The 25609-nt window shown below is 68.5% G+C and carries 25 protein-coding genes; 11 read left to right on the forward strand and 14 right to left on the reverse strand.

All coding sequences use genetic code 11. The annotated features are described in order from the left end of the window. Positions 1–33: 33 nt before the first annotated feature. Complete coding sequence (locus AB5I40_RS14945; RefSeq protein ID WP_370939094.1) at positions 34–234, reverse strand: hypothetical protein; 201 nt, start codon at positions 232–234, stop codon at positions 34–36. A 156-nt stretch (positions 235–390) separates the two neighbouring features. Between AB5I40_RS14945 and AB5I40_RS14950 the strand changes: the two genes are divergently transcribed. The 3 genes from AB5I40_RS14950 (at position 391) to AB5I40_RS14960 (ending at position 2935) form a co-directional block, all read left to right on the forward strand. Then, positions 391–879 carry a hypothetical protein gene (locus tag AB5I40_RS14950; RefSeq protein WP_370939095.1) on the forward strand — a complete coding sequence of 163 codons (489 nt, stop codon included), beginning with the start codon at positions 391–393 and terminating at the stop codon, positions 877–879. Between the two features lie 408 nt (positions 880–1287). Then, positions 1288–1998: a heparin lyase I family protein gene (locus AB5I40_RS14955; protein WP_370939097.1), complete on the forward strand. Its 711-nt coding sequence runs from the start codon at positions 1288–1290 to the stop codon at positions 1996–1998. A 19-nt stretch (positions 1999–2017) separates the two neighbouring features. Continuing rightward, a complete protein-coding gene (locus tag AB5I40_RS14960; protein WP_370939098.1) occupies positions 2018–2935 on the forward strand; it encodes a TAXI family TRAP transporter solute-binding subunit in 918 nt (305 codons plus the stop codon). Here AB5I40_RS14960 and AB5I40_RS14965 read toward each other — a convergent pair. Further along, the gene (locus AB5I40_RS14965) at positions 2932–4329 is read right to left on the reverse strand and encodes an ATP-binding protein (RefSeq protein ID WP_370939099.1); all 1398 of its coding nucleotides are present in this window, start codon (positions 4327–4329) and stop codon (positions 2932–2934) included. The genes AB5I40_RS14960 and AB5I40_RS14965 overlap by 4 nt on opposite strands. A gap of 3 nt (positions 4330–4332) precedes the next feature. Beyond that, on the reverse strand, positions 4333–5001 hold the full coding sequence (locus tag AB5I40_RS14970) for a response regulator transcription factor (RefSeq protein WP_370939100.1): 669 nt from the start codon (positions 4999–5001) through the stop codon (positions 4333–4335). Between the two features lie 280 nt (positions 5002–5281). On the opposite strand from AB5I40_RS14970, the gene AB5I40_RS14975 reads away from it, so the two are divergent. The 4 genes from AB5I40_RS14975 to AB5I40_RS14990 all read left to right on the forward strand — a co-directional run bounded on the left by AB5I40_RS14975 (position 5282) and on the right by AB5I40_RS14990 (position 8659). Further along, on the forward strand, positions 5282–6010 hold the full coding sequence (locus tag AB5I40_RS14975; RefSeq protein ID WP_370940523.1) for an amino acid ABC transporter ATP-binding protein: 729 nt from the start codon (positions 5282–5284) through the stop codon (positions 6008–6010). Between the two features lie 130 nt (positions 6011–6140). Then, the gene (locus AB5I40_RS14980) at positions 6141–7046 is read left to right on the forward strand and encodes a glutamate ABC transporter substrate-binding protein (RefSeq protein ID WP_370939101.1); all 906 of its coding nucleotides are present in this window, start codon (positions 6141–6143) and stop codon (positions 7044–7046) included. Between the two features lie 84 nt (positions 7047–7130). Next, positions 7131–7778: an amino acid ABC transporter permease gene (locus AB5I40_RS14985; RefSeq protein ID WP_370939102.1), complete on the forward strand. Its 648-nt coding sequence runs from the start codon at positions 7131–7133 to the stop codon at positions 7776–7778. Then, positions 7775–8659, forward strand: a complete 885-nt coding sequence (locus AB5I40_RS14990; protein ID WP_370939103.1) for an amino acid ABC transporter permease — start codon at positions 7775–7777, stop codon at positions 8657–8659. Before AB5I40_RS14985 ends, AB5I40_RS14990 begins: the two co-directional genes overlap by 4 nt. A 68-nt stretch (positions 8660–8727) precedes the next feature. Here the strand turns inward: AB5I40_RS14990 and AB5I40_RS14995 are convergent, their stop codons facing one another. From AB5I40_RS14995 to AB5I40_RS15020, 6 genes are all read right to left on the reverse strand, one after another. Next, complete coding sequence (locus tag AB5I40_RS14995; protein ID WP_370939104.1) at positions 8728–9075, reverse strand: VOC family protein; 348 nt, start codon at positions 9073–9075, stop codon at positions 8728–8730. A gap of 942 nt (positions 9076–10017) precedes the next feature. Further along, the gene (locus tag AB5I40_RS15000; RefSeq protein ID WP_344267985.1) at positions 10018–10770 is read right to left on the reverse strand and encodes a succinate dehydrogenase/fumarate reductase iron-sulfur subunit; all 753 of its coding nucleotides are present in this window, start codon (positions 10768–10770) and stop codon (positions 10018–10020) included. Continuing rightward, positions 10767–12683, reverse strand: a complete 1917-nt coding sequence (locus tag AB5I40_RS15005; protein WP_370939105.1) for a fumarate reductase/succinate dehydrogenase flavoprotein subunit — start codon at positions 12681–12683, stop codon at positions 10767–10769. The genes AB5I40_RS15000 and AB5I40_RS15005 overlap by 4 nt, the downstream gene beginning before the upstream one ends. Positions 12684–12741: 58 nt before the next feature. Then, positions 12742–13572 carry a hypothetical protein gene (locus AB5I40_RS15010; RefSeq protein WP_370939106.1) on the reverse strand — a complete coding sequence of 277 codons (831 nt, stop codon included), beginning with the start codon at positions 13570–13572 and terminating at the stop codon, positions 12742–12744. Further along, complete coding sequence (locus AB5I40_RS15015) at positions 13569–13856, reverse strand: hypothetical protein (protein WP_037809740.1); 288 nt, start codon at positions 13854–13856, stop codon at positions 13569–13571. The genes AB5I40_RS15010 and AB5I40_RS15015 overlap by 4 nt, the downstream gene beginning before the upstream one ends. A gap of 262 nt (positions 13857–14118) precedes the next feature. Further along, positions 14119–14697, reverse strand: coding sequence for an ABATE domain-containing protein (locus tag AB5I40_RS15020; RefSeq protein WP_370939107.1), 579 nt, complete (start codon positions 14695–14697; stop codon positions 14119–14121). Between the two features lie 103 nt (positions 14698–14800). Between AB5I40_RS15020 and AB5I40_RS15025 the strand changes: the two genes are divergently transcribed. Then, positions 14801–15922 (forward strand): epoxide hydrolase family protein, encoded by a 1122-nt coding sequence (locus AB5I40_RS15025; protein ID WP_370939108.1) that lies wholly within the window; start codon positions 14801–14803, stop codon positions 15920–15922. Here AB5I40_RS15025 and AB5I40_RS15030 read toward each other — a convergent pair. Next, positions 15919–16818 (reverse strand): Scr1 family TA system antitoxin-like transcriptional regulator, encoded by a 900-nt coding sequence (locus AB5I40_RS15030; RefSeq protein ID WP_370939109.1) that lies wholly within the window; start codon positions 16816–16818, stop codon positions 15919–15921. The genes AB5I40_RS15025 and AB5I40_RS15030 overlap by 4 nt on opposite strands. Before the next feature lie 325 nt (positions 16819–17143). On the opposite strand from AB5I40_RS15030, the gene edd reads away from it, so the two are divergent. Next, positions 17144–19084 (forward strand): phosphogluconate dehydratase, encoded by a 1941-nt coding sequence (gene edd / locus AB5I40_RS15035; protein ID WP_370939110.1) that lies wholly within the window; start codon positions 17144–17146, stop codon positions 19082–19084. Then, positions 19081–19704 (forward strand): bifunctional 4-hydroxy-2-oxoglutarate aldolase/2-dehydro-3-deoxy-phosphogluconate aldolase, encoded by a 624-nt coding sequence (gene eda / locus AB5I40_RS15040; RefSeq protein ID WP_370939111.1) that lies wholly within the window; start codon positions 19081–19083, stop codon positions 19702–19704. The genes edd and eda overlap by 4 nt, the downstream gene beginning before the upstream one ends. 64 nt (positions 19705–19768) lie before the next feature. Here eda and AB5I40_RS15045 read toward each other — a convergent pair whose 3' ends face one another. The 4 genes from AB5I40_RS15045 to AB5I40_RS15060 all read right to left on the reverse strand — a co-directional run bounded on the left by AB5I40_RS15045 (position 19769) and on the right by AB5I40_RS15060 (position 24222). Beyond that, complete coding sequence (locus tag AB5I40_RS15045) at positions 19769–20287, reverse strand: regulatory protein RecX (RefSeq protein WP_370939112.1); 519 nt, start codon at positions 20285–20287, stop codon at positions 19769–19771. A 582-nt stretch (positions 20288–20869) separates the two neighbouring features. Further along, positions 20870–21913: a recombinase RecA gene (recA, locus tag AB5I40_RS15050; protein WP_344268023.1), complete on the reverse strand. Its 1044-nt coding sequence runs from the start codon at positions 21911–21913 to the stop codon at positions 20870–20872. A gap of 250 nt (positions 21914–22163) precedes the next feature. Continuing rightward, on the reverse strand, positions 22164–22358 hold the full coding sequence (locus AB5I40_RS15055) for a DUF3046 domain-containing protein (protein ID WP_370939113.1): 195 nt from the start codon (positions 22356–22358) through the stop codon (positions 22164–22166). Between the two features lie 34 nt (positions 22359–22392). Continuing rightward, the gene (locus tag AB5I40_RS15060; protein WP_370939114.1) at positions 22393–24222 is read right to left on the reverse strand and encodes an Hsp70 family protein; all 1830 of its coding nucleotides are present in this window, start codon (positions 24220–24222) and stop codon (positions 22393–22395) included. 141 nt (positions 24223–24363) lie between these two features. Between AB5I40_RS15060 and AB5I40_RS15065 the strand changes: the two genes are divergently transcribed. Continuing rightward, the gene (locus AB5I40_RS15065) at positions 24364–25572 is read left to right on the forward strand and encodes a hypothetical protein (protein WP_370939115.1); all 1209 of its coding nucleotides are present in this window, start codon (positions 24364–24366) and stop codon (positions 25570–25572) included. The last annotated feature ends 37 nt before the right edge of the window (positions 25573–25609 follow it).

Consider the following 25609-nt stretch of genomic DNA (forward strand, 5'->3'; position numbering starts at 1 on the left):
GACTCCGACAGGGCGACACCGGGAAGCTCCTCATCACTGTCGTTCGCCGCGAGCGCGACCCCGTCCCTCGGCCCCCTGGAACGAGAGGCGGCACGGAAGGGCCTCGCACCACCTGATCGCCCCAGCATGGTGGTCCTCGTGATGGCGGCGTACCGCGTCGGTCAGGTCGTCGAGTTCGCCACGGAGGCCGTTCCGTTCGGACAGCACCTCGTGCCACTGCTCCTCGAAGGTCATACACCTATGTTGACCTGCGAATTTAGGTGCCATTCGATGTTGGATCTTGCCGGTACGGAAGCCGCGCGAACACCATCGATAGGTAGTCAAAGGTAGTTAATGTCGAGTCATCCAATGATTTTGCTAGTCTTTGCTGGACGACGGAAGGAGTCCTCGATGCCTCGCCGCCTGTCCAAACCCGCCGGTCTCGCCAAGGACCATCAACCGCTGCTCGACATGCTCTGGCGGTTCTATGTCGCCGCGAACGAACCCGCGATGAAGCGAATCGCAGCTGTCATCGCTGAGGACGACAACCGGAAGGCGACGGCGAATCACGAGACGGTTCGCCGCGTCATGGCAGGTCTGCACCTCCCGGAGTGGCAGACCGTCGAGGTGGTGTTCGAAGCACTCTGCCGCATCGGCGACGTCGATCCCGACGACGCAGACGACGGCGACAGCGACTACTTCGACCGATGGAACAGCCCCGCGACGCACCGAGACCGACTTCGCCGTCTCCACATGCTGGCCAGGCACGGAACGGTCGAAGTCCTTCCTCGGACACGACAGGCAAAGGCCAGGCAAGAAGCCGCGAACCGAGCGAGAACAGCCAACGATCCGTGGGGTAGCGCGCCACCCGACACCCGCTCTGGAGAACCTCCCTTTTAGACAGAGACGGACTCGGCCGAGCGCAGGTCTTCTGCCCTCTGCACTTCCGAACAGCCTTAGCTCATCAGCCTGCGCAGGGCAGGGCGTTCAGCCTGCGCAGGGCAGGGCGTACCGATGGTCCGCAAATCAACCCTCAGTCCCGGCAAGCCGAACTTGCGACGACGTAGTCCGCCAGACAGGTCTGACACCGCCTGCCATCGTCGTCACATGGGACCCTGCACGGCCACAACCTCGCTCACCTGGCATTCCGTTAATCGGGAAATGTGCCGTTGACCGGGAACGGAAATGCACCGAACCGGCCATCGCAGAACAATGCCGCCGGAATTTTCCTATTGTTTTCCGCGCACTCCCGAAGATAAGATCACCGCCATTGTTTCCGAATCGGACCGCCGCCGCTCTGGAGGAAAAGTGCGCAAGGTTTTCGCCTGCTCCGCGGCTGCTGTCGCGAGCGCCCTCGCCGTCGCGGCATTGGCGGCCGCCCCGGTCACCGCGGCCCCGGCTCCCCGCTCGGTCACCTGGTCCGCCGACCCGGCCGACGGGGCCAAGGCGTTCAACTCGGTGCAGTGCGCCGACGGCCACTTCAAGACCGCGGACTCCGTGAAGGGCAAAGTGTTCGTCGCCGAGCAGCTCGCGAAGGAGGAGCGCTGCGAGGCGGTCGGCCCGGACCTCGAAGCGGGCAAGACCTTCTACCTCGGCTGGTCGTCGAAGTACCGGATCACCGACTCCACCAGCCGCTACGTGTTCCAGCTGAAATGCAGCCCGAGCACCGGCACCGCGAACCACCCGATCGTCCTCAAGATCTCCGGCGGCAAGCTCCAGCTGGAGGAATGGACCGTCGACCACACGAGCGTCAAGCTCTGGGAAGCGCCGGTCTCGAACGACCAGTGGCACGACATCGCCTTCCGGATTTCGACCGACCGGACCAAGGGCACCATCCAGTTCTGGTTCGACGGCAAGCAGCAGACGTTCTCCGACGGGTCGACCACTTACACCGGCACCACGATCGACGGGGACCGCAACTATCTGAAGTGGGGCGTCTACCACGAGGCCGACCAAACGGCGACGCAGTGGTTCAGCAAGATCCGGATGGGCACCAGCCTGACCGACGTCACCGGCTGACCTCTGGCACCATCGCCCCATGCGATGGAGGCTGACGCTGGCGCTGGCAGTGCTGACGGTGCTGCTGAGCGGGTGCGGGCCGAGCTTCGCGAACCTGCACCTGCGCGTCGCGGCCGGGTCGGTGGGCGGCGTCTACCACGACCTCGCCGGGCCGCTGGCGTCGTCGTGGGCGGGCGAACTCGGAATCGAGACGCCCGAGGTGCTCGCCACCCAGGGGTCGCGCGACAACCTCAACCGAGTGCTTTCCGGGGGCGCGGACGTCGCGTTCGTCGCCGCGGACCTGGCCGCGGACGCGGCGGCCGCGCACCCCGGCAAGCTCGCCGCGCTGGCCCGCATCCACGACGACTACCTGCATATCGTCGTCCGCAAGGACTCGCCCTACACCTCGGTGTCGATGCTGCGCGGCCGCCACATCGCGGTGGGCTCGCCGGAGTCGGGCGTCGAGTACATCGCCGACCGGGTGCTGGGGGTCGCCGGGCTGAAGGGCGCGGTCGCGATCGACCAGCTGAGCCTGGACGATTCGCTCACCGCGCTGGCCGACCGGAAGATCGACGCGATGTTCTGGTCCGGCGGGCTGCCGACGCCGCTCATCACCGAGTACAACCGCAAGATCGGCTTGCGGCTGCTCGACATGTCGTCGCTGATGCCGGGCATGCAGCGGTTCAGCCCGGTGTACGGCACCGCGACCATCCCCGGCAGCACCTACGACCAGGGCGGCCCGGTCACGACACTGGTGGTGCCGAACTTCCTGGTCGTGCCCACCTCGATGTCCGCCGACGTCGCCGAAGCGCTCACGAAGGGCCTGTACGACGCCCGTCCGGCGCTCGCGGCGGTCAACCGGGCAGCGCTGTCGATCGACGTGCATCCGGGGATCGAGACGGGGCCGTTGCCGCTGCATCCCGGGGCGCTGGCGTATTACCGCGCGGAGAAGGTCTAGCCCGCGACCGGGAAGTCCATCGCGATCCGCAACCCGCCCCCTTCGGGCAGGGACAACCGCATCTCGCCGCCGGAATGCCGGACGATCTCCGTCACGATCGCCAGCCCCAAACCCGACCCCGGCACGTTCTGGTGCGCCGTGCTCCGCCAGAACCGGTCGACAGCCCGCTCCAGTTCGTCCTCTCGCAGCCCAGGACCGTGGTCGCGGACCGAAACCGTCACCCGGTCTTCGGCGACGCTCGCAGCCACCTCCACCGAGGTACCGGAAGGGCTGAACTTGAGCGCGTTGTCCAGCAAAGCGTCGAGCACGACCTCCAGCCCACGCGGCGGCACGAGCACCCGCGCCCCGTTGACGTCCACCGCGCTCTCCAGCGCGACCTCGCGAGCCGCCCCGACCACCGACCAGTCCGCGACCCGATCGGCGATCACCGCGGCGAGATCCTCGGAAACCAGCTCGCCACCGGCGGACTCGGCGCGGGCCATCGACAGCAGCTCGTCGAGGATCTGGTTCAGCCGTTTGGCGTCCACCTGCGCCGCTTCGAGGTCGGCGGCCGCGGTTTCGTCGGTCACCTGGCCGTCGAGGTTGCCCAGCCGGATCTTCAACGCCGTCAACGGATTGCGCAGCTGATGCGAGGCGTCCGCGACGAACGCACGCTGCGCGGCGAGCGCTTCCGACACACTCGCCGCCATCCGGTCGAACGACCGTCCCAGCTGCCGCAGCTCCGGCGGCCCGCCGCTCTCCCCCACCGGCTCCGCCTCCCGGCCGCTGACCACGGACGCGACCAGCGCACCCGTCGCCTCGTCCAGCCGCCGGACCGGGCGCAGCGTCCACCGAACCACCGGCAGCGCGACGAGCAGCGCGAGCCCGAACGCGACCAGCGCGCACGCGGCCAGCAGCAGCCACTGCCACAGCAACTGGGTACGGATGTGATCGGTCGCGGACTCCGTGACCACCGCGCCGCGCACCTCGCCGTCGATGAGGATCGGCTCGGCCAGCACCAGCGGTTTGCTGGCCCACGGCATCAGCAGCGGCCCGGCTTCGGGCGGGCGGGCGGCGAGCGCCTCGTTCACCGGCACCTGGATCGCGGCCCGGTCGACGCGCCGCGCGTCGGTGCCGCCGGGCGAGCTCAGCACCGGGTCGCCGTCCTGGTTCACCACGACCACTTTCACGCCGTACACCTCGGTGTAGCGGCGCAGTTCGGGTTCCAGGCGGCTGAGCTGGTTGTCCAGCAGCGGACGCTGGGCGAGCGAGGCGAACCGCGAGGTGTCGGTGAGCCGGTCCAGGAAAAGCTTCTGCTGAAGACTGCTCGCGATGCTCAGCGCGAGCGGGATGCCGAGGCCGAACACGAGCAGCGCGACGAGCGTGACGACGATGCCCTGCAGCCGGACGCGCACCGCTCAGTCCCGCCGGATGCCCAGCCGATAGCCGACGCCGCGCACCGTTTCGATCAGCGCCGGCCGGCCGAGTTTGGTGCGCAGAGTGGCGACGTGTACGTCCAGCGAACGGCTCTCCGCCGCGCCGCGATGTCCCCACACCTCGTTCAGCACCTGCTCGCGCGAACACACCGCGCCGCCCGCCGCCGCGACCAGCGCGAGCACCTGGAACTCCTTGCGGGACAAGGCGATCGGCTCGCCGTCGACCAGCACCTCGTGCCGGGAGAGGTCGATCCGGACGTCGCCGACCTCGACCACCGGCACCGTCGGCGTGGTCTTTTCGGTGCGCCGCCTGCGCACCGCCTCGACACGCGCGAGCAGTTCCTCCACGTCGTACGGCTTGACCAGGTAGTCGTCGGCGCCGGCGCGCAGGCCGTGCACCCGGTCGTTCACCTCGCCGCGCGCGGACACCACGATCACCGCGACGTCGCTGACCGCCCGGATCTGCCGGCAGAGCACCACGCCGTCGACGTCGGGAAGGCCCAGATCGAGGAGGATCACGTCGACGTCGTGGACCCGGTCGAGCACGCCGGCCCCGGACGGCAGCCGCTGCATGGTGAGGCCCCGGCGGACCAGCGCGGGGACGAGCGCGCCCGCGACCCGGTCGTCGTCTTCCACCAGCAGCACGCGCACGCTTGCTCCTCCCCGGTGATCCCGACCACGGTAGCCGGACTTTAGGGCGCCACGCCCCGCGGACACGGTGCGTGGCGGCGGCCACAGTCCCGACTAGGCTGAAAGCCGCCACGACGGCCGCATCCGATACGTAGTTGAAACCCTAAGTATTGCTCAAGCCGTCTTTACAAGAGATGTCCCGGTAGTAGGTTTCCGCAAGCGTTGCGGAACCCCGGTTCCGCGGACGCCGACGACCAACGGAGCTCTGGAGGCCACGATGACCACCGAGGTGGCGACGCCGATGATCAAGGCGGCCGCCGTGAACAAGTACTTCGGCGAGCTGCACGTGCTGCGCGAGATCACCCTCGAGGTGCCGCGCGGCCAGGTCGTCGTCGTGCTCGGGCCGTCCGGGTCGGGCAAGTCGACGCTGTGCCGCGCGATCAACCGGCTCGAGCCGATCAACTCCGGCGAGATCGCCGTCGACGGCGTGCCGCTGCCCGCCGAGGGCAAGGCGCTCGCCGCGCTGCGCGCCGACGTCGGCATGGTCTTCCAGCAGTTCAACCTCTTCGCGCACAAGACGATCCTCGAGAACGTCATGCTCGCGCCGACGAAGGTGCGCAAGACCGCGCAGGCCGAGGCCCGCAAGACGGCGATGGAACTGCTCGAGCGCGTCGGCATCGCGAACCAGGCCGACAAGTACCCGGCCCAGCTGTCCGGCGGCCAGCAGCAGCGCGTCGCGATCGCCCGCGCGCTCGCGATGAAGCCCAAGGTGATGCTGTTCGACGAGCCCACCTCGGCGCTGGACCCGGAAATGGTCCAGGAGGTGCTGGACGTGATGACCGGCCTGGCGAAGGACGGCATGACCATGCTCGTGGTCACGCACGAGATGGGCTTCGCCCGCCGCGCGGCCGACCGCGTCCTGTTCATGGCCGACGGCGAGATCGTCGAAGACACGACGCCGGAGGAGTTCTTCACCAAGCCGAAGTCCGACCGCGCCAAGGACTTCCTCGGCAAGATCCTGACCCACTGACCCGTTCGGGGGAATCCCCCGGCGCCTCGCGGCCGAGGTGGCTGTAATCGGCCGTGTCCACCGGCGCTACCCCGACCGGTACCGACGTTCCCGGACAGATTTTTCCCGGACAGATATTGGAGAGACTGACATGAGGATCCGCACCCTCGCGGCCGCTCTGCTCGCCGGCGGGCTGCTGCTCACCGCCTGCGGCAAGGAAGGCGCCCCGGCCGGTTCCGGCGGGGACGCCAACAGCAACGCCGCGGCGCTGCCGACCTACGAAGTGGCGAAGGACGTCAAGCTCGACGGCTCGCCGATCTTCAAGAAGATCCAGTCCGCGGGCTCGATCACCATCGGCGTCAAGGACGACCAGCCCGAGCTGGGCCAGAAGGACCCGAAGACCGGCAAGTTCCAGGGCTTCGACATCGAGATCGCCCGGATGGTCGCGGCGGGCCTCGGCATCAGCGAGGACAAGATCAAGTACACGACGGTCGACTCGGGCGCCCGCGAGCAGGCCATCTCCAACGGCCAGGTCGACCTCTACGTCGGCACCTACACCATCAACGACAAGCGCAAGAAGCTCGTGTCGTTCGCCGGCCCGTACTTCCAGGCCGGGCAGGACCTGCTGGTGCGCAAGGACGACACCTCGATCACCGGCCCGGAGACGCTGAAGGGCAAGAAGGTCTGCTCGGTCACCGGGTCGACCCCGATCCAGCGCGTGCGCGAGCAGAAGCTGACCGACCAGATCGTCGAGTTCCAGAAGTACTCGCAGTGCGTGGAGAAGCTGACCACGAAGGACGTCGACGCGGTCACCACCGACGACGCGATCCTCAAGGGCTACGCGGCGCAGGACCCGGACAGCTTCAAGGTCGTCGGCAAGCCGTTCTCGAAGGAGCCCTACGGCATCGGCCTGAACAAGGACGACAAGGTGCTGCGCGACAAGATCGACGACCTGCTGCAGGCCGCCGAGACCAACGGCACCTGGAAGAAGATCTACGACGCGACCCTCGGCAAGTCCGGCGCGCCCGCGACGCCGCCGGCCATCGAGCGGTACTGACCTGATCCGGCGGCCGGTGGGCGAAGCTTTCGCCCACCGGCCGCCGCACACCCACTATCGGCACACGGACGCGGGGAAGGCTCCATGGACGTCCTGCTCGACAATCTGGACCTCTTCGGTCCGTTCTTTCTGACCACGATCGAACTGTTCCTGATCGCGGGAGCGTGCAGCCTCGTGCTGGGCACGATCCTCGCGATGCTGCGGGTGAGCCCGGTCCCGGTGCTGCGCGCGATCGGCACGACGTACGTCACCGTCCTGCGCAACACGCCGCTGACGCTGGTGTTCGCGTTCCTCGTGTTCGCCTACCCGCTGCTCGACATCGTCAAGATCGACTACTTCCCGACCGCCGCGGTCGCGCTGACGATCTACACGTCGGCGTTCATCTGCGAGGTCGTGCGCTCGGGCATCAACACGGTGCCGATCGGCCAGGCCGAGGCGGGCCGCGCGCTGGGCCTGTCGTCCGGGCAGATCCTCGGCGGCATCGTCCTCCCGCAGGCGCTGCGGTCCGTGGTTCCGCCGCTGGTCAGCATGCTCATCGCGCTGCTGAAGAACACGACGATCGCCAGCGGGTTCTCGGTCGCCGAGGCCGGCGCGATCCGGCAGTACGTGTCCGAACGCGGCGACAACCAGATGGTCGCGCTGCTGTGGGTGGCGCTCGGCTTCATCATCCTCGTGTCGGTGCTGTCGCTCGTGCAGCGCAGCCTGGAGAAGCGCTGGAGCGTGGCCCGATGAGCACGGTTCTTTTCGACACCCCGGGCCCGAAAGCGCGGGTGCGGCACCGGCTTTACGCGGCGCTCGGCATCGTCGTCGTGGTGGCGCTGATCGCGTTCGTGATCTACCGCTTCATCGACAGCGGCCAGTTCTCCGGACGCAAGTGGGAATGGCTGCAGTACTCCCAGGTGCAGAGCGACCTCGCGACCGCCGTGCTGGCGACCGTGAAGGCCTTCGCGCTGGGCGCGGTGCTGGCCATCGTTTTCGGCGCGGTGTTCGCCGCCGGACGGCTCTCCGATCACGCGTGGGTCCGCGGGATCTGCACGTTCATCGTGGAGTTCTTCCGCGCGATCCCGCTGCTGATCCTGATGTTCCTGTTCTACTACGGCCTCCCGACCCTCGGCGTGGACACGTCGCCGCTGTTCGCGGTCGTGCTCGGCCTGACGCTGTACAACGGCTCGGTGCTGGCGGAGGTGTTCCGCGCGGGCATCCAGTCGCTGCCGAAGGGCCAGAGCGAAGCCGCGTACGCGCTCGGCATGCGCAAGACCCAGGTGATGTTCACGGTCCTGCTGCCGCAGGCTCTGCGCGCGATGCTGCCGACGATCATCAGCCAGCTGGTGGTGCTGCTCAAGGACACCGCGCTCGGCTTCCTCGTGACGTACCCGGAGCTGCTGTACTACGCCCGCTACATCGGCAGCCAGGGTGCTTTCGGCCGTCCGATCGTCCCGTCGACTCTCGTGGCTGCCGCGATCTACATCGCGATGTGCCTGCTGCTGACCGCGCTCGCGACGTACTTGGAGCGGCGTAACCGGCGCAGCAAGAAGCACCTCGACACTGGTGCGAAGGACGCCGCGGAACTCAGCGCCACCGCGACCGGCGGCCTGCGCGGAGGACCTTTCTGACGGTTCGTTCGGCTTTCGTTTGAAGCCCTCGGCGCTGCTTTCGTTGCGGCGCTGGGGGTTTCTTGTTTTCAGCCGTGCGCTGTCGGATGGCGTGGCTGGTACAGCGGGAGAACGCTGCCGCTGGGCAGCCGGATCGACGCCCGCATGCCCCACGAGGCTTTCGTGAGCTCACCGTCCACTTCGGCCCCCTTCGCGGTCAGCTGCCGGACTGTCTCGTCGAGGTCGTCGCACATCAGGTAGAACTCCTGCTGCGGTTCTCCCCCGGTCGGGTGTATTGCTAGTTCCGTTGGGGGCAACCGGAAAATGAGCCAGCTGTCGCCCGCGTCGACGTGGCCCAGGCTCAGCACGTCTCGCAGGAATTCGCGGTCTGCCGATGCGTCCTTGCTGTAGAGGATCACGTGGGCGCCGGTGATCATGGTTTCGTCCTTCCGGGAAGTTGTTTCAGGACAACGGAAATCTTTATCGCCGCGATCGAGCCGATCGAGTGATGCCGCCGGCCCGCGTGCGCTGCTAACGTTGAACTCATCGAAGCAAGTCCCTCTCTGTGACACGAGCCCACGAGCATTCTCGCAGCGGCCGCGCAGATTCCTTGATCGCTCCCGTGCGTCGGACCGCGCCCTGGTCGGCTCTCGACCTCGCCGACGCACGGCGTGGCGAAGCCGCCGGAACAAGGAACTCGCAGCGAACCGCACCAAGGTCAGGCACCTGGCCTGGCTGTGTCGGGGCCATGCCGCCACACCCGATGTCGACGACCAAGGAGGAACCGCCTATCGCCCCACCCACAACTGAATACGCCCGCGACCGCGAACGGTGCACGCGTCCGAAGCCGCGAACGGTGGTTGTGTCCGAAGCCGCGAACGGACAACGCTCGCAGCCCGCCAGCGACGACGTCAGCAGCCCGTGAGCGAACTGGCCCGGGGGCGCGGGAACAAGCCCGCAGTCCGCGAGCGGGCAGGTCCGGAACCAGCACGAAACCGGCCCGGCAAGCGCGAACAGGCCTACGGCCCGCGGCGACTGGCCTGCAGCCCGCATCAACTGGCCCGCGCTCTGCGGCAACTGGCCCGTAGCCAGCGTCAACTGCCCCGCGCCCCGCGGCAACTGGCCGCAGCCAGCATCAACTGCCCCGCGCCCCGCGCCCCGCCGCATCTGGCCGCAGCCAGCATGACCTGGCCCGCGACCGTCGAACGAGAGCCCACGGCCAACGCCGCCAAAACCGCCGCCCGCGACCGGACATGCCCGCAGCCAGCGCCGCACGTCCCGGCCCGCAACCGACGCCGGACGAGGCAAGCGTCAACCGGCCCGCAACCCGCGTGAACGAGCCCGCAGCGCGCGAAACCCGCCACCACAGCGGGAATCGCTCACCGGTTACGGCGGAACAGCTTGTCTCCCAGCCAGACGATCGGGTCGTACTTGCGGTCGGCGACGCGTTCCTTCATCGGGATCAGCGCGTTGTCGGTGATGTGGATGCCTTCCGGGCACACCTCGGTGCAGCACTTGGTGATGTTGCAGAGCCCGAGCCCGTGCTCGTCCTGGGCGGCGTCGCGGCGGTCGGCGACGTCCAGCGGGTGCATCTCCAGCTCGGCGATCCGCATGAGGTAACGAGGTCCGGCGAAGCTCTCCTTGTTCTCCTCGTGGTCGCGGACGACGTGGCAGGTGTTCTGGCAGAGGTAGCACTCGATGCACTTGCGGAACTCCTGCGAGCGCTCGACGTCCACCTGCTGCATCCGGTACTCGCCGGGTTTCAGCCCCTCCGGCGGGGTGAACGACGGGATCTCGCGCGCCTTCGTGTAGTTGAACGACACGTCGGTGACGAGGTCGCGGATCACCGGGAAGGTGCGCATCGGGGTGACCGTCACGACTTCGGCCTCGGTGAACGTCGACATGCGCGTCATGCACAGCAGCCGCGGCCTGCCGTTGATCTCCGCCGAGCAGGAGCCGCACTTGCCTGCCTTGCAGTTCCAGCGCACGGCGAGGTCGGCGGCCTGGGTGGCCTGCAGCCGGTGGATGATGTCGAGCACGACCTCGCCCTCGTTCACCTCGACGGTGAAGTCCTGCAGGTCGCCGCCGGTCGCGTCGCCGCGCCACACGCGGAACTTCGCCTGGTAGCTCACGCGGTCCTCCCGGGGTGGGTCTCCAGCTCGCCGTCGGTGAAGTACTTGCCCAGCTCGTCGAGTTCGAACAGCTCGAGCAAGTCCGGCCGCATCGGGACCTGTTCCTTCACGGCCACGTCGACGTCCGGCACGAGCGGGTTGTCGCCCGGCTGCGCGGAGCAGACCAGCAGCCGGTGCCGCCAGTCCGCGTCCATCGACGGATAGTCGTCGCGGGTGTGGCCGCCGCGGCTTTCCGTGCGGGTCAGCGCCGCGCGGGCGACGCATTCGCTCACCAGCAGCATGTTCCGCAGGTCGAGCGCGAGGTGCCAGCCGGGGTTGAACTGCCGGTGGCCTTCCACCTCCACCTGTCCCACGCGCTGGCGGATATTCGCGAGTTTTTCCAGCGCCTGCCGGATTTCCCCGGCCTTGCGGATGATGCCGACCAGGTCGTTCATCGACTGCTGCAGCTCCGTGTGCAGCGTGTACGGATTCTCCGGCGTCCCCTCAGCGGGCGGGTTGAACGGTTCGAGCGCCATCGCGGCCGCGGTGTCCACATCGGACTGGGAAACCGCGGGCCGTTCCTTCAGACCGTCCACATAGGACGCCGCGCCCAGTCCGGCTCGCCTGCCGAACACGAGCAGGTCCGACAGCGAGTTGCCGCCGAGCCGGTTCGACCCGTGCATGCCGCCGGAGCACTCGCCCGCCGCGAACAGGCCGGGCACGCTCGCCGCGCCGGTGTCCGGGTCGACCTCCACGCCGCCCATCACGTAGTGGCAGGTGGGGCCGACCTCCATGGCCTCCTTGGTGATGTCGACGTCGGCGAGTTCCTTGAACTGGTGGTACATCGACGGCAGCCGCCGCTGGATCTCCTCGGCGGGCAGCCGGCTCGCGATGTCGAGGAACACGCCGCCGTGCGGGGATCCGCGCCCCTCCTTGACCTCGGAGTTGATCGCCCGCGCCACCTCGTCGCGCGGCAGCAGGTCCGGCGTGCGGCGGTTGCTCTCCTGGTCGGTGTACCAGCGGTCGGCTTCGTCCTCGCTGTCCGCGTACTGGCCTTTGAACACCTCGGGCACGTACTCGAACATGAACCGCTTGTCCTCGGAGTTCTTGAGCACCCCGCCGTCGCCGCGCACGCCCTCGGTGACGAGGATGCCCTTCACGCTCGGCGGCCAGACCATCCCGGTCGGGTGGAACTGCACGAACTCCATGTTGATCAGCTTCGCGCCGGCGCGAAGGGCGAGCGCGTGCCCGTCGCCGGTGTACTCCCACGAATTCGACGTCACCTTGAACGACTTGCCGATGCCGCCCGTCGCGAGCACCACCGCGGGCGCCTCGAACAGCACGAACCGCCCGCTCTCGCGCCAGTAGCCGAACGCTCCAGCGATAGCGCCGTTGTCCAGCAGCAGCTCGGTGACCGTGCATTCGGCGAAGACCTTGATCCGGGCCTCGTAGTCGCCGTACTTCTTGAAATCCTCCTGCTGCAGCGAAACGATCTTCTGCTGCATCGTGCGGATCAGCTCGAGCCCGGTACGGTCGCCGACGTGCGCGAGCCGCGGGTACGTGTGCCCGCCGAAGTTGCGCTGGCTGATCCGCCCGTCCGCGGTACGGTCGAAAAGCGCGCCGTACGTCTCGAGTTCCCAGACGCGGTCCGGCGCTTCCCGGGCGTGGAGCTCGGCCATCCGCCAGTTGTTGAGGAATTTCCCGCCGCGCATGGTGTCGCGGAAGTGCACCTGCCAGTTGTCGTTCGAGTTCGCGTTGCCCATCGACGCCGCGCAGCCGCCCTCGGCCATCACCGTGTGCGCTTTGCCGAACAGGGATTTGCACACCACCGCGACGCTGAAACCGCGTTCGCGCGCTTCGATCACCGCGCGCAGACCGGCGCCGCCGGCACCGATCACCACCACGTCGTAGCTGTGCCGTTCGACCTCGGTCATGGAATAAGCCACCTCACGAGCTGGGGAGAACTGCCTTGCGCTGCTGGATTTCCGGGGTTCAGCCCGCGAATCGCAGGTCCGAGATCGCGCCACTGGACACGAGCATCACGTAGAAGTCGGTCAGCACGAGCGTGCCGAGCGTCGTCCACGCGAGGGCCATGTGCCGCGTGTTGAGTTTCGTGACCTGCGTCCAGATCCAGTACCGGACGGGATGTTTCGAGAAATGCTTGAGCCGCCCGCCGGTGACGTGCCGGCACGAGTGGCAGGAGAGCGTGTACGCCCACAGCAGCACGACGTTCAGCACGAGAATCACGTTGCCGAGCCCGAAGCCGAACCCGGTAGGACTCTGGAACGCGACAATGGCGTCGTAGGTGTTGACGAGCGACACGACGCACGCGACGTAGAAGAAGTACCGGTGCACGTTCTGCACGATCAACGGCAGCCGCGTCTCGCCGGTGTAGCGCGCGTGCGGTTCGGCGACCGCGCAGGCAGGCGGGGAGAACCATACGGAGCGGTAGTAGGCCTTGCGGTAGTAGTAGCAGGTCAACCGGAACCCGAGCAGGAACGGCAGCACGAGCACGCCGAGCGGCAGCCAGGACGGCATTTCGCCAAACCAGTGCCCGAAGTGGCTCGATCCCGGGACGCACGAGGTGGACACGCACGGGGAGTAAAACGGCGTCAGATAATGGTATTCGGGCACCCAGTAGGCGGTGCGCACGAATGCCCGGACAGTCGCGTAAACGACGAAGGTGGCCAGCCCCAGCACAGTGAGCAGGGGCGACAGCCACCACCGGTCGGTGCGCAGTGTCCGGGCGGCGAGCCGCGCCCGCCCCGGCGCTCGAACGCCGGTGGGGGCGCGGCTGACGTCGTTGTCAGCGGGGGCGCTCACCGCTGGTCGCGCTTGTAGCCACCGACACCTTCGTCGTCGGCGCCGCTCCACAGCGCCGGATCGTAGGGAGTATCGGGGACGGGAACGCGTTCGACGGGTTTCGCCTGCGCGGGCACAGCGGGCGGGTGCCCGTCCAGATCAGCGGTGTCGATGTCGAGCCGCTCGACGTCGTTGGCCAGCCGGCGCACCGCGGACGCGTCGCCGTAGCGCGATCGCAATGCGCCCACGCACTGCCGCAACTGGCCGATGGTGCGCCGGAGTTCGGCGATCTCTGTGGTGGACATCGGAAGCCTCCCTGGATGGTGGGGCCGGCAGTTCGGGTGACGATCAACGTCGCCGGGTACGACTCTGCCTCGCGTGGTGCACTGTGACAAGTAGCACATTTACCAGAGCGGGGCATGTTGTACTGGTTGACCTGGGGATTTCTCGCCAGATAGGGGCCGAAAGTGGGGTCCAGGACGTCATCAGGACGTCCTGGGCCGTCTCTGGGCCGTCAGCCGCACAATTCAGGCCGCCGACGCGAGGTCGCTCGAAGGGCAGGAGCGCTCAACTCGGGCGACGACGGCTCCGGTAGGCGGCGACGCTCGCCCGGTGTGCGCAGTTTCGGGTGCAGTACTGCTTCGAGCCGTTGCGCGACAGGTCTACAAAAGTGGCTCGACAGTTCAGCCCGGCACACACACCGAGACGAGCGGGACCCAGTGTGGCGATCACGGACGCCAGTGCGCTCAGCAAAGTCGCGGCAAGGTGCGCCGAACAGCGGTCGGTGTCGGAGGATACCTCGGTCCACCAGCGGTCGGCCTCGTGGCGCAGTACTGGGGTGGCGCGGTTGCGACGCAGGCCGTCGTTGATCAGGGCCGCGGCTTCGACCGGGTCCGCGGCCGCACGTTCGACCACCTCGCGCACCGTCTCGCGCAACGCGCGGATTTCCGCCAGGTCGGCGCGGGCGAGATGCCGCGGCCCTTGGTTCGCGGCCGGGCTCGGAGGGGCAGCCACGGGATGGTCGTCAAGGAACTCCCGGAGCTGCTCCACGGTCTCGAGCGCGTCCTCTCCCTTGATCGGCCTCAAGGTGTTGGCCAGGTCGACAGCCGTCTGGACCGCCACTGAGCTGAGATACGCATCCTGCATTTGACGTGTCTCCTCACTGACCCGTAGCGTTACATGCAAATGAGCTTTCGCATGTCACAACATACCTAGCAGGAACACTCCCGCAGGGGAAGGAGCCTCGCCAATGTCCGCCGAGTCGTTCGAGGTCAGCGTCACCGAAGCCGAGATCGCGGACCTGCGCGAGCGATTGCGACGGACCCGGTGGCCCGAGCGCGAGCCGGTGGACGACTGGTCGCAGGGTTTGCCGCTGGCGTATGCGCGAGAGCTGTGCCGCAGCTGGGCCGAGGACTACGACTTCGGGTTCGCCGAGCGGCTGAACGTGTTCCCGCAGTACCGCGACACGATCGACGGGCTGGGCATCCACTTCCTGCACGTCCGCTCGCCGGAGCCGGACGCGTTCCCGCTCGTGCTCACGCACGGGTGGCCGGGTTCGGTGCTCGAATTCCTAGAGATTCTCGGCCCGTTGACCGACCCACGCGCGCACGGCGGTGATCCGGCCGACGCGTTCCATGTGGTCGCGCCATCGTTGCCCGGATACGGCTGGAGTGACAAGCCGTCGACGACCGGGTGGGGCCTCACGCGCACCGCGCGCGCCTGGGACACGTTGATGGTCTCGCTGGGCTACGACCGGTACGGCGCGCAAGGTGGCGACTGGGGCTCGGCGGTGTCCGGCGCATTGGGTGAAGTAGCGCCCGAGCGGGTCGCCGCTGTGCACCTGAACATGGGGTCTGTGGCGCTGGGCAACTTCGACGACCCAACGCCCGCTGAACGGGCGAGCCTCGAGGCTCAGAAGGAGATCGAGCGCACCGGCCGGGGGTACGCGGCGATCCAGGCGACCCGGCCGCAGACGCTCGGCTACGGCCTCACCGACTCCCCGGCGGGCCAGGCCGCCTGGATCGCCGAGAAATTCTGGTCCTGGACCGACAACAACGGCCACCCCGAGGACGCGGTGTCGCGGCAGCAGATCCTCGACGAGATCTCGGTCTACTGGTTCACCGCGTCCGCCACCTCGTCGGCACGCCTGTATTGGGAGAGCTTCGCCAACAACCGGGACAAGGTCACCGCGCCGTCCGGGCTGTCGGTCTACCCGCGCGACATCACCCGCCCGTCGCGGCGGGAGGCCGAGCTGCGGTTCACTGACCTGCGCTGGTTCGAGGAGTTGCCCCGTGGTGGTCACTTCGCCGCACTGGAGCAGCCGGAGTCGCTGGTCGAGCAGGTGCGCGGGTTCTTCCGCCTGTTCCGCTAGCCAGCTGGATCCTCCCCCGCCAAGAGCTTCGTCAGTCCGGCCTCGTTCGCCAGCCGCCGGGTTTTCACCTCCTCCGCGAAACCGGCGGCCGCCGCCGACAAGTGGTGCAGGGAATCCGCTCGAGACAACGCGGACTCGGCCAGCCGCTCGATGGTTCCCGCATAAGGGGCAGCCTGCCGACCGACCAGAAAGACACCCGCGCGATCGTGCGGGCAGTACACGACTTCCGTCTCATCCCGCTGCCGGTACCAGCTGAACGCACCTTCCGTGACGGCTTCGCTTGGGACTAGGCGGATCTGCACCGCCTGCGCAATCTCCATGAGGTACCGCATCTGCCGCAGCATTGCCTCGGCATCGCCGAAGTGATCCCGCAGCGCCTCGGTCCCGACGAACATCTGCGCCTCGACCGCCTCCGGACCGAACAGAATCCTGTTGCGGCTCAAGCGGTTATCGACGACCTGGTCCAGGATTTCCTTCTGCCGCAAGCTCGGCCCGAACACCAGCCGCGCGTAGTCGGGGATCTGCAGCAAATCCGGGATCCGCTGCGGAGCCCACACCGTCACCGACTCCGCGTACCGTTCGTGCCCGGACAAGATCGCGTAATGCGCCGTATCCGCCTGCGACCCGCGCATGACCCAGCTCGACCCCGCCAGCTCGCGCGTCAACGCCATGATCCGCGCCTTCTTCTCGCCGACCACTCCGAGCGCACCCAAGATCCCGGCCACGTCCTCGAGCGTCGGAACCCGCTGGCCCAGCTCCCAGCTCGACAGCAGCGCCGGATCGACCCCGATCCACCGGCCCAGCTCGCGCAAACCGAAGCGCGCCTCGATCCGGGCATTCCGCAATTCCAGACCCAAAACGCGCTCGTACGGAGCGGGCATCTCCGAATCTCGCATCCACCGTCACCTCCAGCGGCGGATAGTGCCTGTCCCAAACTGCAAACACCTATTCGCGTCGCCCGTGTCCTCAGCCGCAGACGACACGTCCTTGCACCCTGCCGTCGGCCCCCAGCTCCACGGCCGCATCACCGGCTTCGTCGGCACCAGCCGCGCGTCCCGAACCAGCGCCACCCGCCCGACGCAGCTCCGCCATCGTCACCCCATAGGGGCCTTCTGAATCGATTTTGTTTCCGGAGGGTTTTCGGGTTACCGTGTGCACCGTCACGTTCCCGCGACGCCAGCGCCGCCGTCTCGCGAACCCGTCACGAGCCGGGAGCTTGAGATGAGCAGCAGCCCGAACCCGACCGCCGCGGTGCACCGCGTTCTCGCCGACGTCACCGACCGGATCGCCGAGCGCAGTGCGGATACGCGGGCGGCGTACCTCGCCCGCAGCGCGGCCGCTTTCGAGGAGGGGCCGGTCCGCCGCGGCCTCGCTTGCAGCAACCTCGCGCACGGTTTCGCCGCGATGGACACCGTCGACAAGCAGGCGCTGCGCCAGCTGCGCGCGCCCGGCGTCGCGATCGTGTCCTCCTACAACGACATGCTCTCCGCGCACCAGCCGATGCAGGAGTACCCGGCGTGGCTGAAGAAATCGGTCCGCGAAGCCGGCGGGGTCGCGCAGTTCGCGGGTGGCGTGCCCGCGATGTGCGACGGCATCACGCAGGGTCGGCCGGGCATGGAGTTGTCGCTGTTCAGCCGCGAAGTGATCGCGATGTCGACGGCGATCGCGCTGTCCCACGACATGTTCGACGCGACGTTGCTGCTCGGCGTCTGCGACAAGATCGTGCCGGGGCTGTTGATCGGCGCGCTGTCGTTCGGGCATCTGCCCGCGGTACTCGTGCCGGCCGGGCCGATGAATTCCGGCTTGCCCAATAAGGAAAAGGCCCGCGTGCGCCAGCTGTACGCGGAGGGGCTCGCGACGCGGGAAGACCTGCTCGACGCGGAGGCGGCGTCGTATCACTCCGCCGGTACCTGCACGTTTTACGGCACCGCCAACTCGAACCAGATGGTGGTCGAGGTGATGGGCCTGCACCTGCCGGGTGCCAGCTTCGTGCCGCCGAACACGCCGTTGCGCCAGGCACTGACCGAAGAGGCTGGCCGACGCGTCGTCGAGTTGTCCCGAGGCGAGGCGTACACGCCGATTTCTCAGGTGCTGGATGAAAAAGCGTTCGTGAACGGCATCGTGGCACTGCTGGCGACCGGCGGATCGACGAACCACACGATGCACCTGGTGGCGATCGCCGCGGCGGCCGGGATTCAGCTGAGCTGGGACGACTTCTCGGACCTGTCGGCGGTCGTGCCGCTACTGGCGCGCGTGTACCCGAACGGCAGCGCGGACATCAACCACTTCCACGCGGCCGGCGGCATCCAGTTCCTCGTCGGCACGCTACTCGACGCGGGGCTGCTGCACGAGGACGTGCGCACCGTCGCGGGTCCGGGTCTGCGCCGGTACACGCAGGAGCCGATCTTGTCTGACGGCGAACTGGTGTGGCGAGACGTGCCGACGCGCAGCCTCGACGAGGAGGTGCTGCGTCCGGTGTGGCGGCCGTTCGCGCCGGACGGCGGGTTGCGGATGGTGGAAGGCAACTTGGGCCGGGCGGTCACGAAGGTGTCGGCGGTCGCCCCGGAACACCGCGTGATTGAGGCACCGGCGCGGGTGTTCACGTCGCAGGAGGGATTCCAGGTCGCGTTCGAGGCCGGGGAACTGGACCGGGACGTGGTCGTGGTGCTGCGGCAACAGGGTCCGCAGGCGAACGGCATGCCGGAGCTGCACGGACTGACCCCGGCGCTGGGCGTGCTGATGGACCGCGGATTCCGGGTCGCGCTGCTCACCGACGGGCGGATGTCGGGTGCGTCGGGCAAGGTCCCGGCCGCGATTCAGGTGACGCCGGAGGCCGCGGTGGGCGGGCCGATCGCCCGGATCGCCGACGGCGACATGATCCGGTTCGACGCCCGGTCCGGCTCCCTCGACGTACTGATCGCGGACGACGAATTGGCGCGGCGCGACCTCGCGGACGCACCGCCGTCGGAGGCCGCGTGGAGCGGGACCGGGCGGGAGCTGTTCGGGGCGCTGCGGCGCGCGATCGGCCCGGCTGACCAGGGCGCGAGCGTGTTCGGGGCGCTTACGCCGGAGCTGGACCTCGCCCGGGGCGTTCCGCCATTCGGAAGCGGGACAATGGACGCGTCCCCCTACGCTCTCCAGACCCAGGAGGTCGGTCAGTGACCACCGGCACGGACCTGCTCACCCTGTCCCCCGTGATGCCCGTCGTGGTGATCGACGACGTCGACGACGCGGTCCCGACGGCCCGCGCCCTGCACGCCGGCGGGATCGGGGTGATCGAGCTGACGCTGCGCACGCCGGTCGCACTGGCCGCGATCGAGCGGGTGGCAGCAGAGGTGCCGGACATCGTCGTGGGCGCCGGAACGGTGACCTCGCCGGAGCAGGCGAAGCAGGCCGCCGACGCGGGCGCGAAGTTCCTGGTGACGCCGGGCTGCACGGACTCGGTGCTGGACGCCGCCTTCGCCACCGGACTGCCGTTCCTGCCAGGCGCGGCCACGGTGTCGGAGGCGATGCGGCTGGCCGAACGCGGGTTGAGCGCGTTGAAGTTCTTCCCGGCGGAGGCCAGCGGGGGCGCGGCGTTCTTGAAGTCGATCGCCGGGCCGCTGCCGCAGCTGCAGTTCTGCCCGACCGGCGGGATCACGGTGTCGTCGGCGCGGGAGTATCTGGCGCTGCCGAACGTCGGCTGCATCGGCGGATCGTGGCTGACGCCGTCGAAGCTGTTGGCGGCCAAGGACTTCGCCGCCGTCGAGAAGCTGGCCGCCGAAGCCGCCGCGCTGCGCTGAGCCTTACCGGAAACCCGTCGCCTTCGCCCTGGAGGCGGCGGGTTTTTTGGTGACGCGGGCCCGATCAGTCGATCGTCGCGTCGTCCAGCAGGCTGGATTCCGCGCCGAACTCGCGAAGTTCGTCGCGGATCACCGTGTACGCCAGTCCCTGCGGATAGCCCTTGCGCGCGAGGAACCCGAGCAGCCGGCGGATCGCGGTCTGCTCGTCGACGTTCCCGAGCGACCTGAGCCGTTTGCGCACCAGCTCGCGAGCCCGTTGTTCCTCGGCTTCCCGGTCGACTTCCTCCGCCGCAAGTGCGGCGACCTCGTCGTCGACGCCCTTGCGCCGCAACTCCGCGACCAACGCCGTGCGCGACAGCCCCTGGTTCGCGTGCCGGTCGCGGACCCAGGCTTCGGCGAACTCGGCGTCGTTGACGAGACCGGCCCGGTCGAGCTTGCCGAGCAGGGTTTCGGTGGTCTCGCTGTCGAAACCCTTGCGCTGCAACGTCTGCCGCAGCTCCTCGACCGCCCGCGGCCGGGCGGCGAGGAGGTCGAAGCAGATTTCCTTGGCCTTCTTGGCCCGCTCCTCCGGAGGCAACTCCATCGGATCGACCTTCGGCGCCCTGGCCACGACACACTCCCGTTCCCAGTGCCGCCCTTGGGCGACGGCACCGCCACACCGTTTCCCACCCGGTGCCGAACACCGCCGGTTCAGCACCGTCTCGCCTCCGCCAGCCGGATCGCAGCCGACGAAACTCACACCGGACGCGACCAGCCTCCGCGCCAGCGAATCCCGGCACCGGCAAGCCCGCGCGCCCGCCGCCTCGAGCCGAGCGCGCACACCGCCGCCGACCGACCCCAGCCGCAATCAGTTCACGACCTGCCGACCGCGCTCAGCCATCCCGCACCCAGCCGGGGATCGTCTCCCCACCAGACAGCAGGACGCCGACGCATCCGGAGCACCGCCACGCCCGCGGATCCCGTCACGACGAACCGCGCCGGGCCCAGACCCCACCGAAGATTCCGGCGCGTCTCACCGAAGATTCCGGCGCAGCCAACCGCACCAGGCCGAGACCTCACCAAAATCCTGGCGCGGCCAAACGCACCAGGCCCAGGCTTCAGCGACCGCCCGGCACCAGACCCGAGCACCGGGGAGGGAACCTGCCGATCCCCTCCCCTCCCCGGATCAGAAGTCGACCGGCGCGGGCACTGCCTCGGCTTCGGCGTCGACCTGCGGGCCGATGTTGAGCTTCTCCTTGATCCGCTTCTCTATCTCGTTGGCGATGTCCGGGTTGTCGCGCAGGAACTTCCGCGCGTTCTCCTTGCCCTGGCCGAGCTGGTCGCCCTCGTACGTGTACCAGGCGCCCGACTTGCGCAGAATGCCCTGGTCGACGCCCATGTCGATGAGCGAGCCCTCGCGGGAGACGCCCACGCCGTAGAGGATGTCGAACTCGGCCTGCTTGAAGGGCGGGGCCATCTTGTTCTTGACGACCTTGACCCGGGTGCGGTTGCCGACCGGCTCGCCGCCGTCCTTGAGCGTTTCGATGCGGCGGACGTCGAGCCGGACCGAGGCGTAGAACTTGAGCGCCTTGCCACCGGTCGTGGTCTCCGGCGAGCCGAACATCACGCCGATCTTCTCGCGCAGCTGGTTGATGAAGATCGCGGTGGTGCCGGAGTTGTTCATCGCACCGGTCATCTTGCGCAGCGCCTGGCTCATCAGGCGCGCCTGGAGGCCGACGTGCGAGTCGCCCATCTCGCCCTCGATCTCGGCGCGCGGCACGAGCGCGGCCACGGAGTCGATGACCAGGATGTCGAGCGCGCCGGAGCGGATCAGCATGTCCGCGATCTCCAGCGCCTGCTCGCCGGTGTCCGGCTGGGACACGAGCAGCGCGTCGGTGTCGACGCCGAGCTTCCTGGCGTACTCCGGGTCCAGCGCGTGCTCCGCGTCGATGAACGCCGCGATGCCGCCGTTGCGCTGCGCGTTGGCCACCGCGTGCAGGGCGACCGTGGTCTTACCGGAGGATTCCGGGCCGTAGACCTCGATGACGCGGCCGCGGGGCAGGCCGCCGATGCCGAGCGCGACGTCGAGGGCGATCGCGCCGGTGGGGATCACGGAGACGGGCGGGCGGTTGTCCTCGCCGAGGCGCATCACCGAGCCCTTGCCGTACTGCTTGTCGATCTGCGCAAGGGCGAGTTCGAGCGCCTTGTCCTTGTCGGGTGCTGCTGGCATGGAAGTCCACCTCGCTGGTTGGGGCCTGTGTCTGTTCGGTTGTCCAGATCAAGCTCGTCCGGGGGTTCAAGCTCTGTCCGGTCCGACGCTACGGGGAGGGACCGACAATTCCAGGCGCGGCGACTGATCTGTGGATCGCTGGCCCCGTTGTGCACAACACCATAGACGAACAGGTGTTCGAGGTTTACAGCGACACGCCCATCCGGCGAGGATTTCGCCCGCTGCCGCCTCCGGAACCGGAACCCCCAGGTCAGCGACGTTCCGGCGGCACCTCGAACTCGACGCAGACCGCTCGCCAGATCTCCTTGGCCGGCGTCCCCGAGCTCAGCGCCTCTTCGACCGTGCGCCCGCCGAGCCCGCTGAACACGTGGTCCTTGGCGAGCATCTCGGCGCGTCCGGACCCGAACTCCTCGGCCATCAGCCGTCGGAACACCGTGATACGCATCGGGCGAATGCTAGCTTTCCCGCTCCGCCGCGGATCACTCCCCCGGCTGGACGTTCTGTTCGAAGTAGTCGGCCAGCGCACCCGGCGTGGCGGCCTGTCCGCCGGAATTCACCTGATAGAGGAACCCGACGAGAGGCCGGTCCTTCACGGTGAACACGAGGACTGCCGACGACTGCCCGGCCGCCGACGCGTAGTGGCCTTCGAGGGCATTGCCCTTCCAGTCCGCTTCGGTGCGGTCGCCGCCCGCGGAGGAGAGAAGTCCGTCGGTGTACTGCTTCAGCTCCGCTGCCGACTGCCCCTGCACGTACGTCACCTGAGTGCCCGCGCGTCCCGGCGCGGCGCACGTCGACGCGGCACCGAGGCTCTTCGCCGGCGCGGCCGGTCCGTTGCCCATGCCGGGAGCGCAGCCGCCGTTGTCAGCGACCTTGCCTGCCAACTGACGCATGCAGCCGGTCAGTCCGGACGAGTCGGCTTGCCCCGGCGTACGGCACTCATCAGCGGTGTACGTCTTAACCGACGAACCTTGTGTTGTGAGGAACACGGTCAGCCCCGCCGCGAGCACGACCACGACAGCCGCCGCAATGCCGATCAACAGCTTGGTGCGGCTCTTCTTCTCCGGCGCAGCGGGCGTGTACGTCGGGAAGTTGGACGGTGCCGGCGAAGGCTGGAACGGCGGCATCGGCTGTGGCTGCGTCGGCGAGTACGCCGGGTAGTTGCCTTGCGGCGGAGCAGGCGGCGCGTACGGCGCGCCTGACGCCACTTGGCCCTCAACGTTCTGCGTACGCATCGACAGTCCGTCTTTAGCGACGTGCTGCGCACCCAGCGCGACAGCCGTCTCCGGCTGGTCAAGGCTCGTGGGGACGACGCCGAGCTTCTCCGCGATCATCGACCCGACCAGCGGCAACCGGCTCGAACCGCCGACAAGGTAGATGCCGACGAGACGATCCGAGGTCAGCCCAGCCGAACGCAGTGTCCGCGAAAGCAGCTCCACGCTGCGCAGCATGGCCGGACGCACCAAGCCTTCGAGCTCTCCGCGCGTGACGAGCACGTCCTTGAACGGCTCCGGCATCGGCACCTCTGTCTGCGGATGCCGAGACAGCGCTTCCTTCGCGGCCTTCACGTCTTCTTGCAGCGCGCGTCGCGTACGCCGGTCCGCAGTGGACTCAGGGCGAAGCAGCCGCTGCCAGCGCTGCGGGTCCGAGTGCGACACCTCACGTCCGACGTGGACCATCAGCGCCTGGTCGACGTCGAGACCGCCGAGGTCGGGCAGACCGTCCTCGGCGAGCACTGTGTAGCCGTTCTGGTTCGCGCCGACGACGGCGACGTCGAAGGTCCCCGCGCCGAGGTCGTACACCGCGAGAGCCTGTCCTGGAGCCAACGCGCGCTCAGGGAACGACGCGAAGTGCGCAGCGGCGGCGACCGGCTCCGGCACGAGGACTACGTTTCCGCGAATGCCAGCGAGCCGCGCCGCGCTCAGCAGGACGTTGCGGCGCACCGGGCCCCACTGCGCGGGGTGCGTGAGCCGGACCTCGTCCGGCTGCTCGCCGCCGAGCTGGCGCGTGGTCTCGTCGAGCACCCGGCGCAGGATCGCGGCCAGCGCTTCGTTGACCGGCACGACGTCTGTGCCGAGCAGCAGCGTCTGCTCGTCGATGCGCCGTTTAGGGTTGGGCTCGAACCGTGTCGGGTCGAGGCGCGCGCGGCGTTCGGCGTCCCGGCCGACCATGAGCGTGCCGTCTTCCCCGGCGAACACCGCGGAGGGCATGTTGGCCGACCCGTCGACCTCTACGACGCGAGGCGGCCTGCCGTGCGCGGAAAGGACGGCAACGGTGTTGGACGTCCCGAGGTCCACCGACAGGATCCGCACAGTAATTTCCCCTCGACTCAAGCAGCGCTGGCGGAGATGCTGCCACGTGCCCGGTCACCGTGCGTGCGGACCCGCGAAACTCGCGGCGCGCGCAACCCGGGAAGGCAACGGAACGTCTCGTCTTCCGAGGACGGGGAGGCAATGACAGAGCTAGTGGACAAGACTCGCCGAGACCAGTTCGGACAGTCAGCGGCGGGCGGTCCGGCGAACCCGTGGCGGGTCGCGGCGGCCAAATGGGGCCGCTCCGGCTACGTGCACGCGGCAGTGCTGTACCTCGTGGTGCGGCTGGTCGGCCTCGGTGCGCTCGCCGCCATGGCCGCACCCCGAGACCTGCCGTTGGGCGACCGCCTGCAGTCCTGGGACGGCTGGTGGTACCTGCAGATCGCGGAGCACGGCTACACCGGCGTAAGCAATCCTCTCGACGCCGCCGGGCTGCCGTATCCCGACGCGGCGTACGGCTATTTCCCGCTGTACCCGGCCTTGACCGGCATGCTCGAGAAGCTGCCCGGGGTGTCGTACTTCGGCGCGGGCATCCTCCTGTCGACGCTCGCCGGAATCGCGGCGGCGACGGCGATGTACCGAATCGGCCAGCGCGTCCACAGTCAGCGGGCGGGGCTGCTGCTCGCTCTGTTGTGGGGCGCCGCGCCGATGGCGATCGCCGAGAGCATGGTGATGACCGAGGCGCTCTTCACCGCGTTCGCCGCGTGGGCGCTGGTCGGTGTGCTCGAACGCAAGTGGTACCTCGCTGCTACCGCGACGCTGTTCGCCGGGCTCACCCGGTCCACCGCCTGTGTGCTGGTCGCCGTCGTGGTGATCGCCGCGGCCGTCGACGTGTGGCGGAACAGACAGCGGTGGAACGCGCTCGTGTGCGTGTTCGTCGCGCCGCTCGGGCTGCTCGGGTACTGGATGTTCGTCGCGGTGCAGACCGGCAGCTTGACCGGCTGGCAGGACGTGGAGCTTCGCGGCTGGAACACGCGTTTCGACGCCGGTGCCGAAGCCTGGAAGTGGATCACGCAGACGCTCTTCACCTCGGGCAATGCGTGGGAGACGCTCGTCGTGTTGGTGACGCTCGCGGCGATCGCGCTCGCGGTCGTCTCCGTGACTGGCCACCGGATTCCGTGGCCGTTGGCGGCGTACGCGGTGGGGGTCGTGGTGCTGGTGCTGTGCAGTGCCGGGCTGCCTGCCCTGAAGTCGAGGTTCCTGCTTCCGGACTTCGCGCTCCTGCTGCCCGTCGCGATGGGGCTGGCCGGTCGCAAGAAGTCCACGATGATCGCCGCGACGACCGTCTTCGTGCTGGTCGGGGCCTGGTATTCGGCCTATTCGCTGACCGTGTGGAAGTACGCGATCTAAGCCGATCGGTCACCCACACGAGCGGATCCGGCCCGGA

Source organism: Amycolatopsis sp. cg13 (assembly GCF_041346965.1).
Lineage (GTDB): Bacteria > Actinomycetota > Actinomycetes > Mycobacteriales > Pseudonocardiaceae > Amycolatopsis.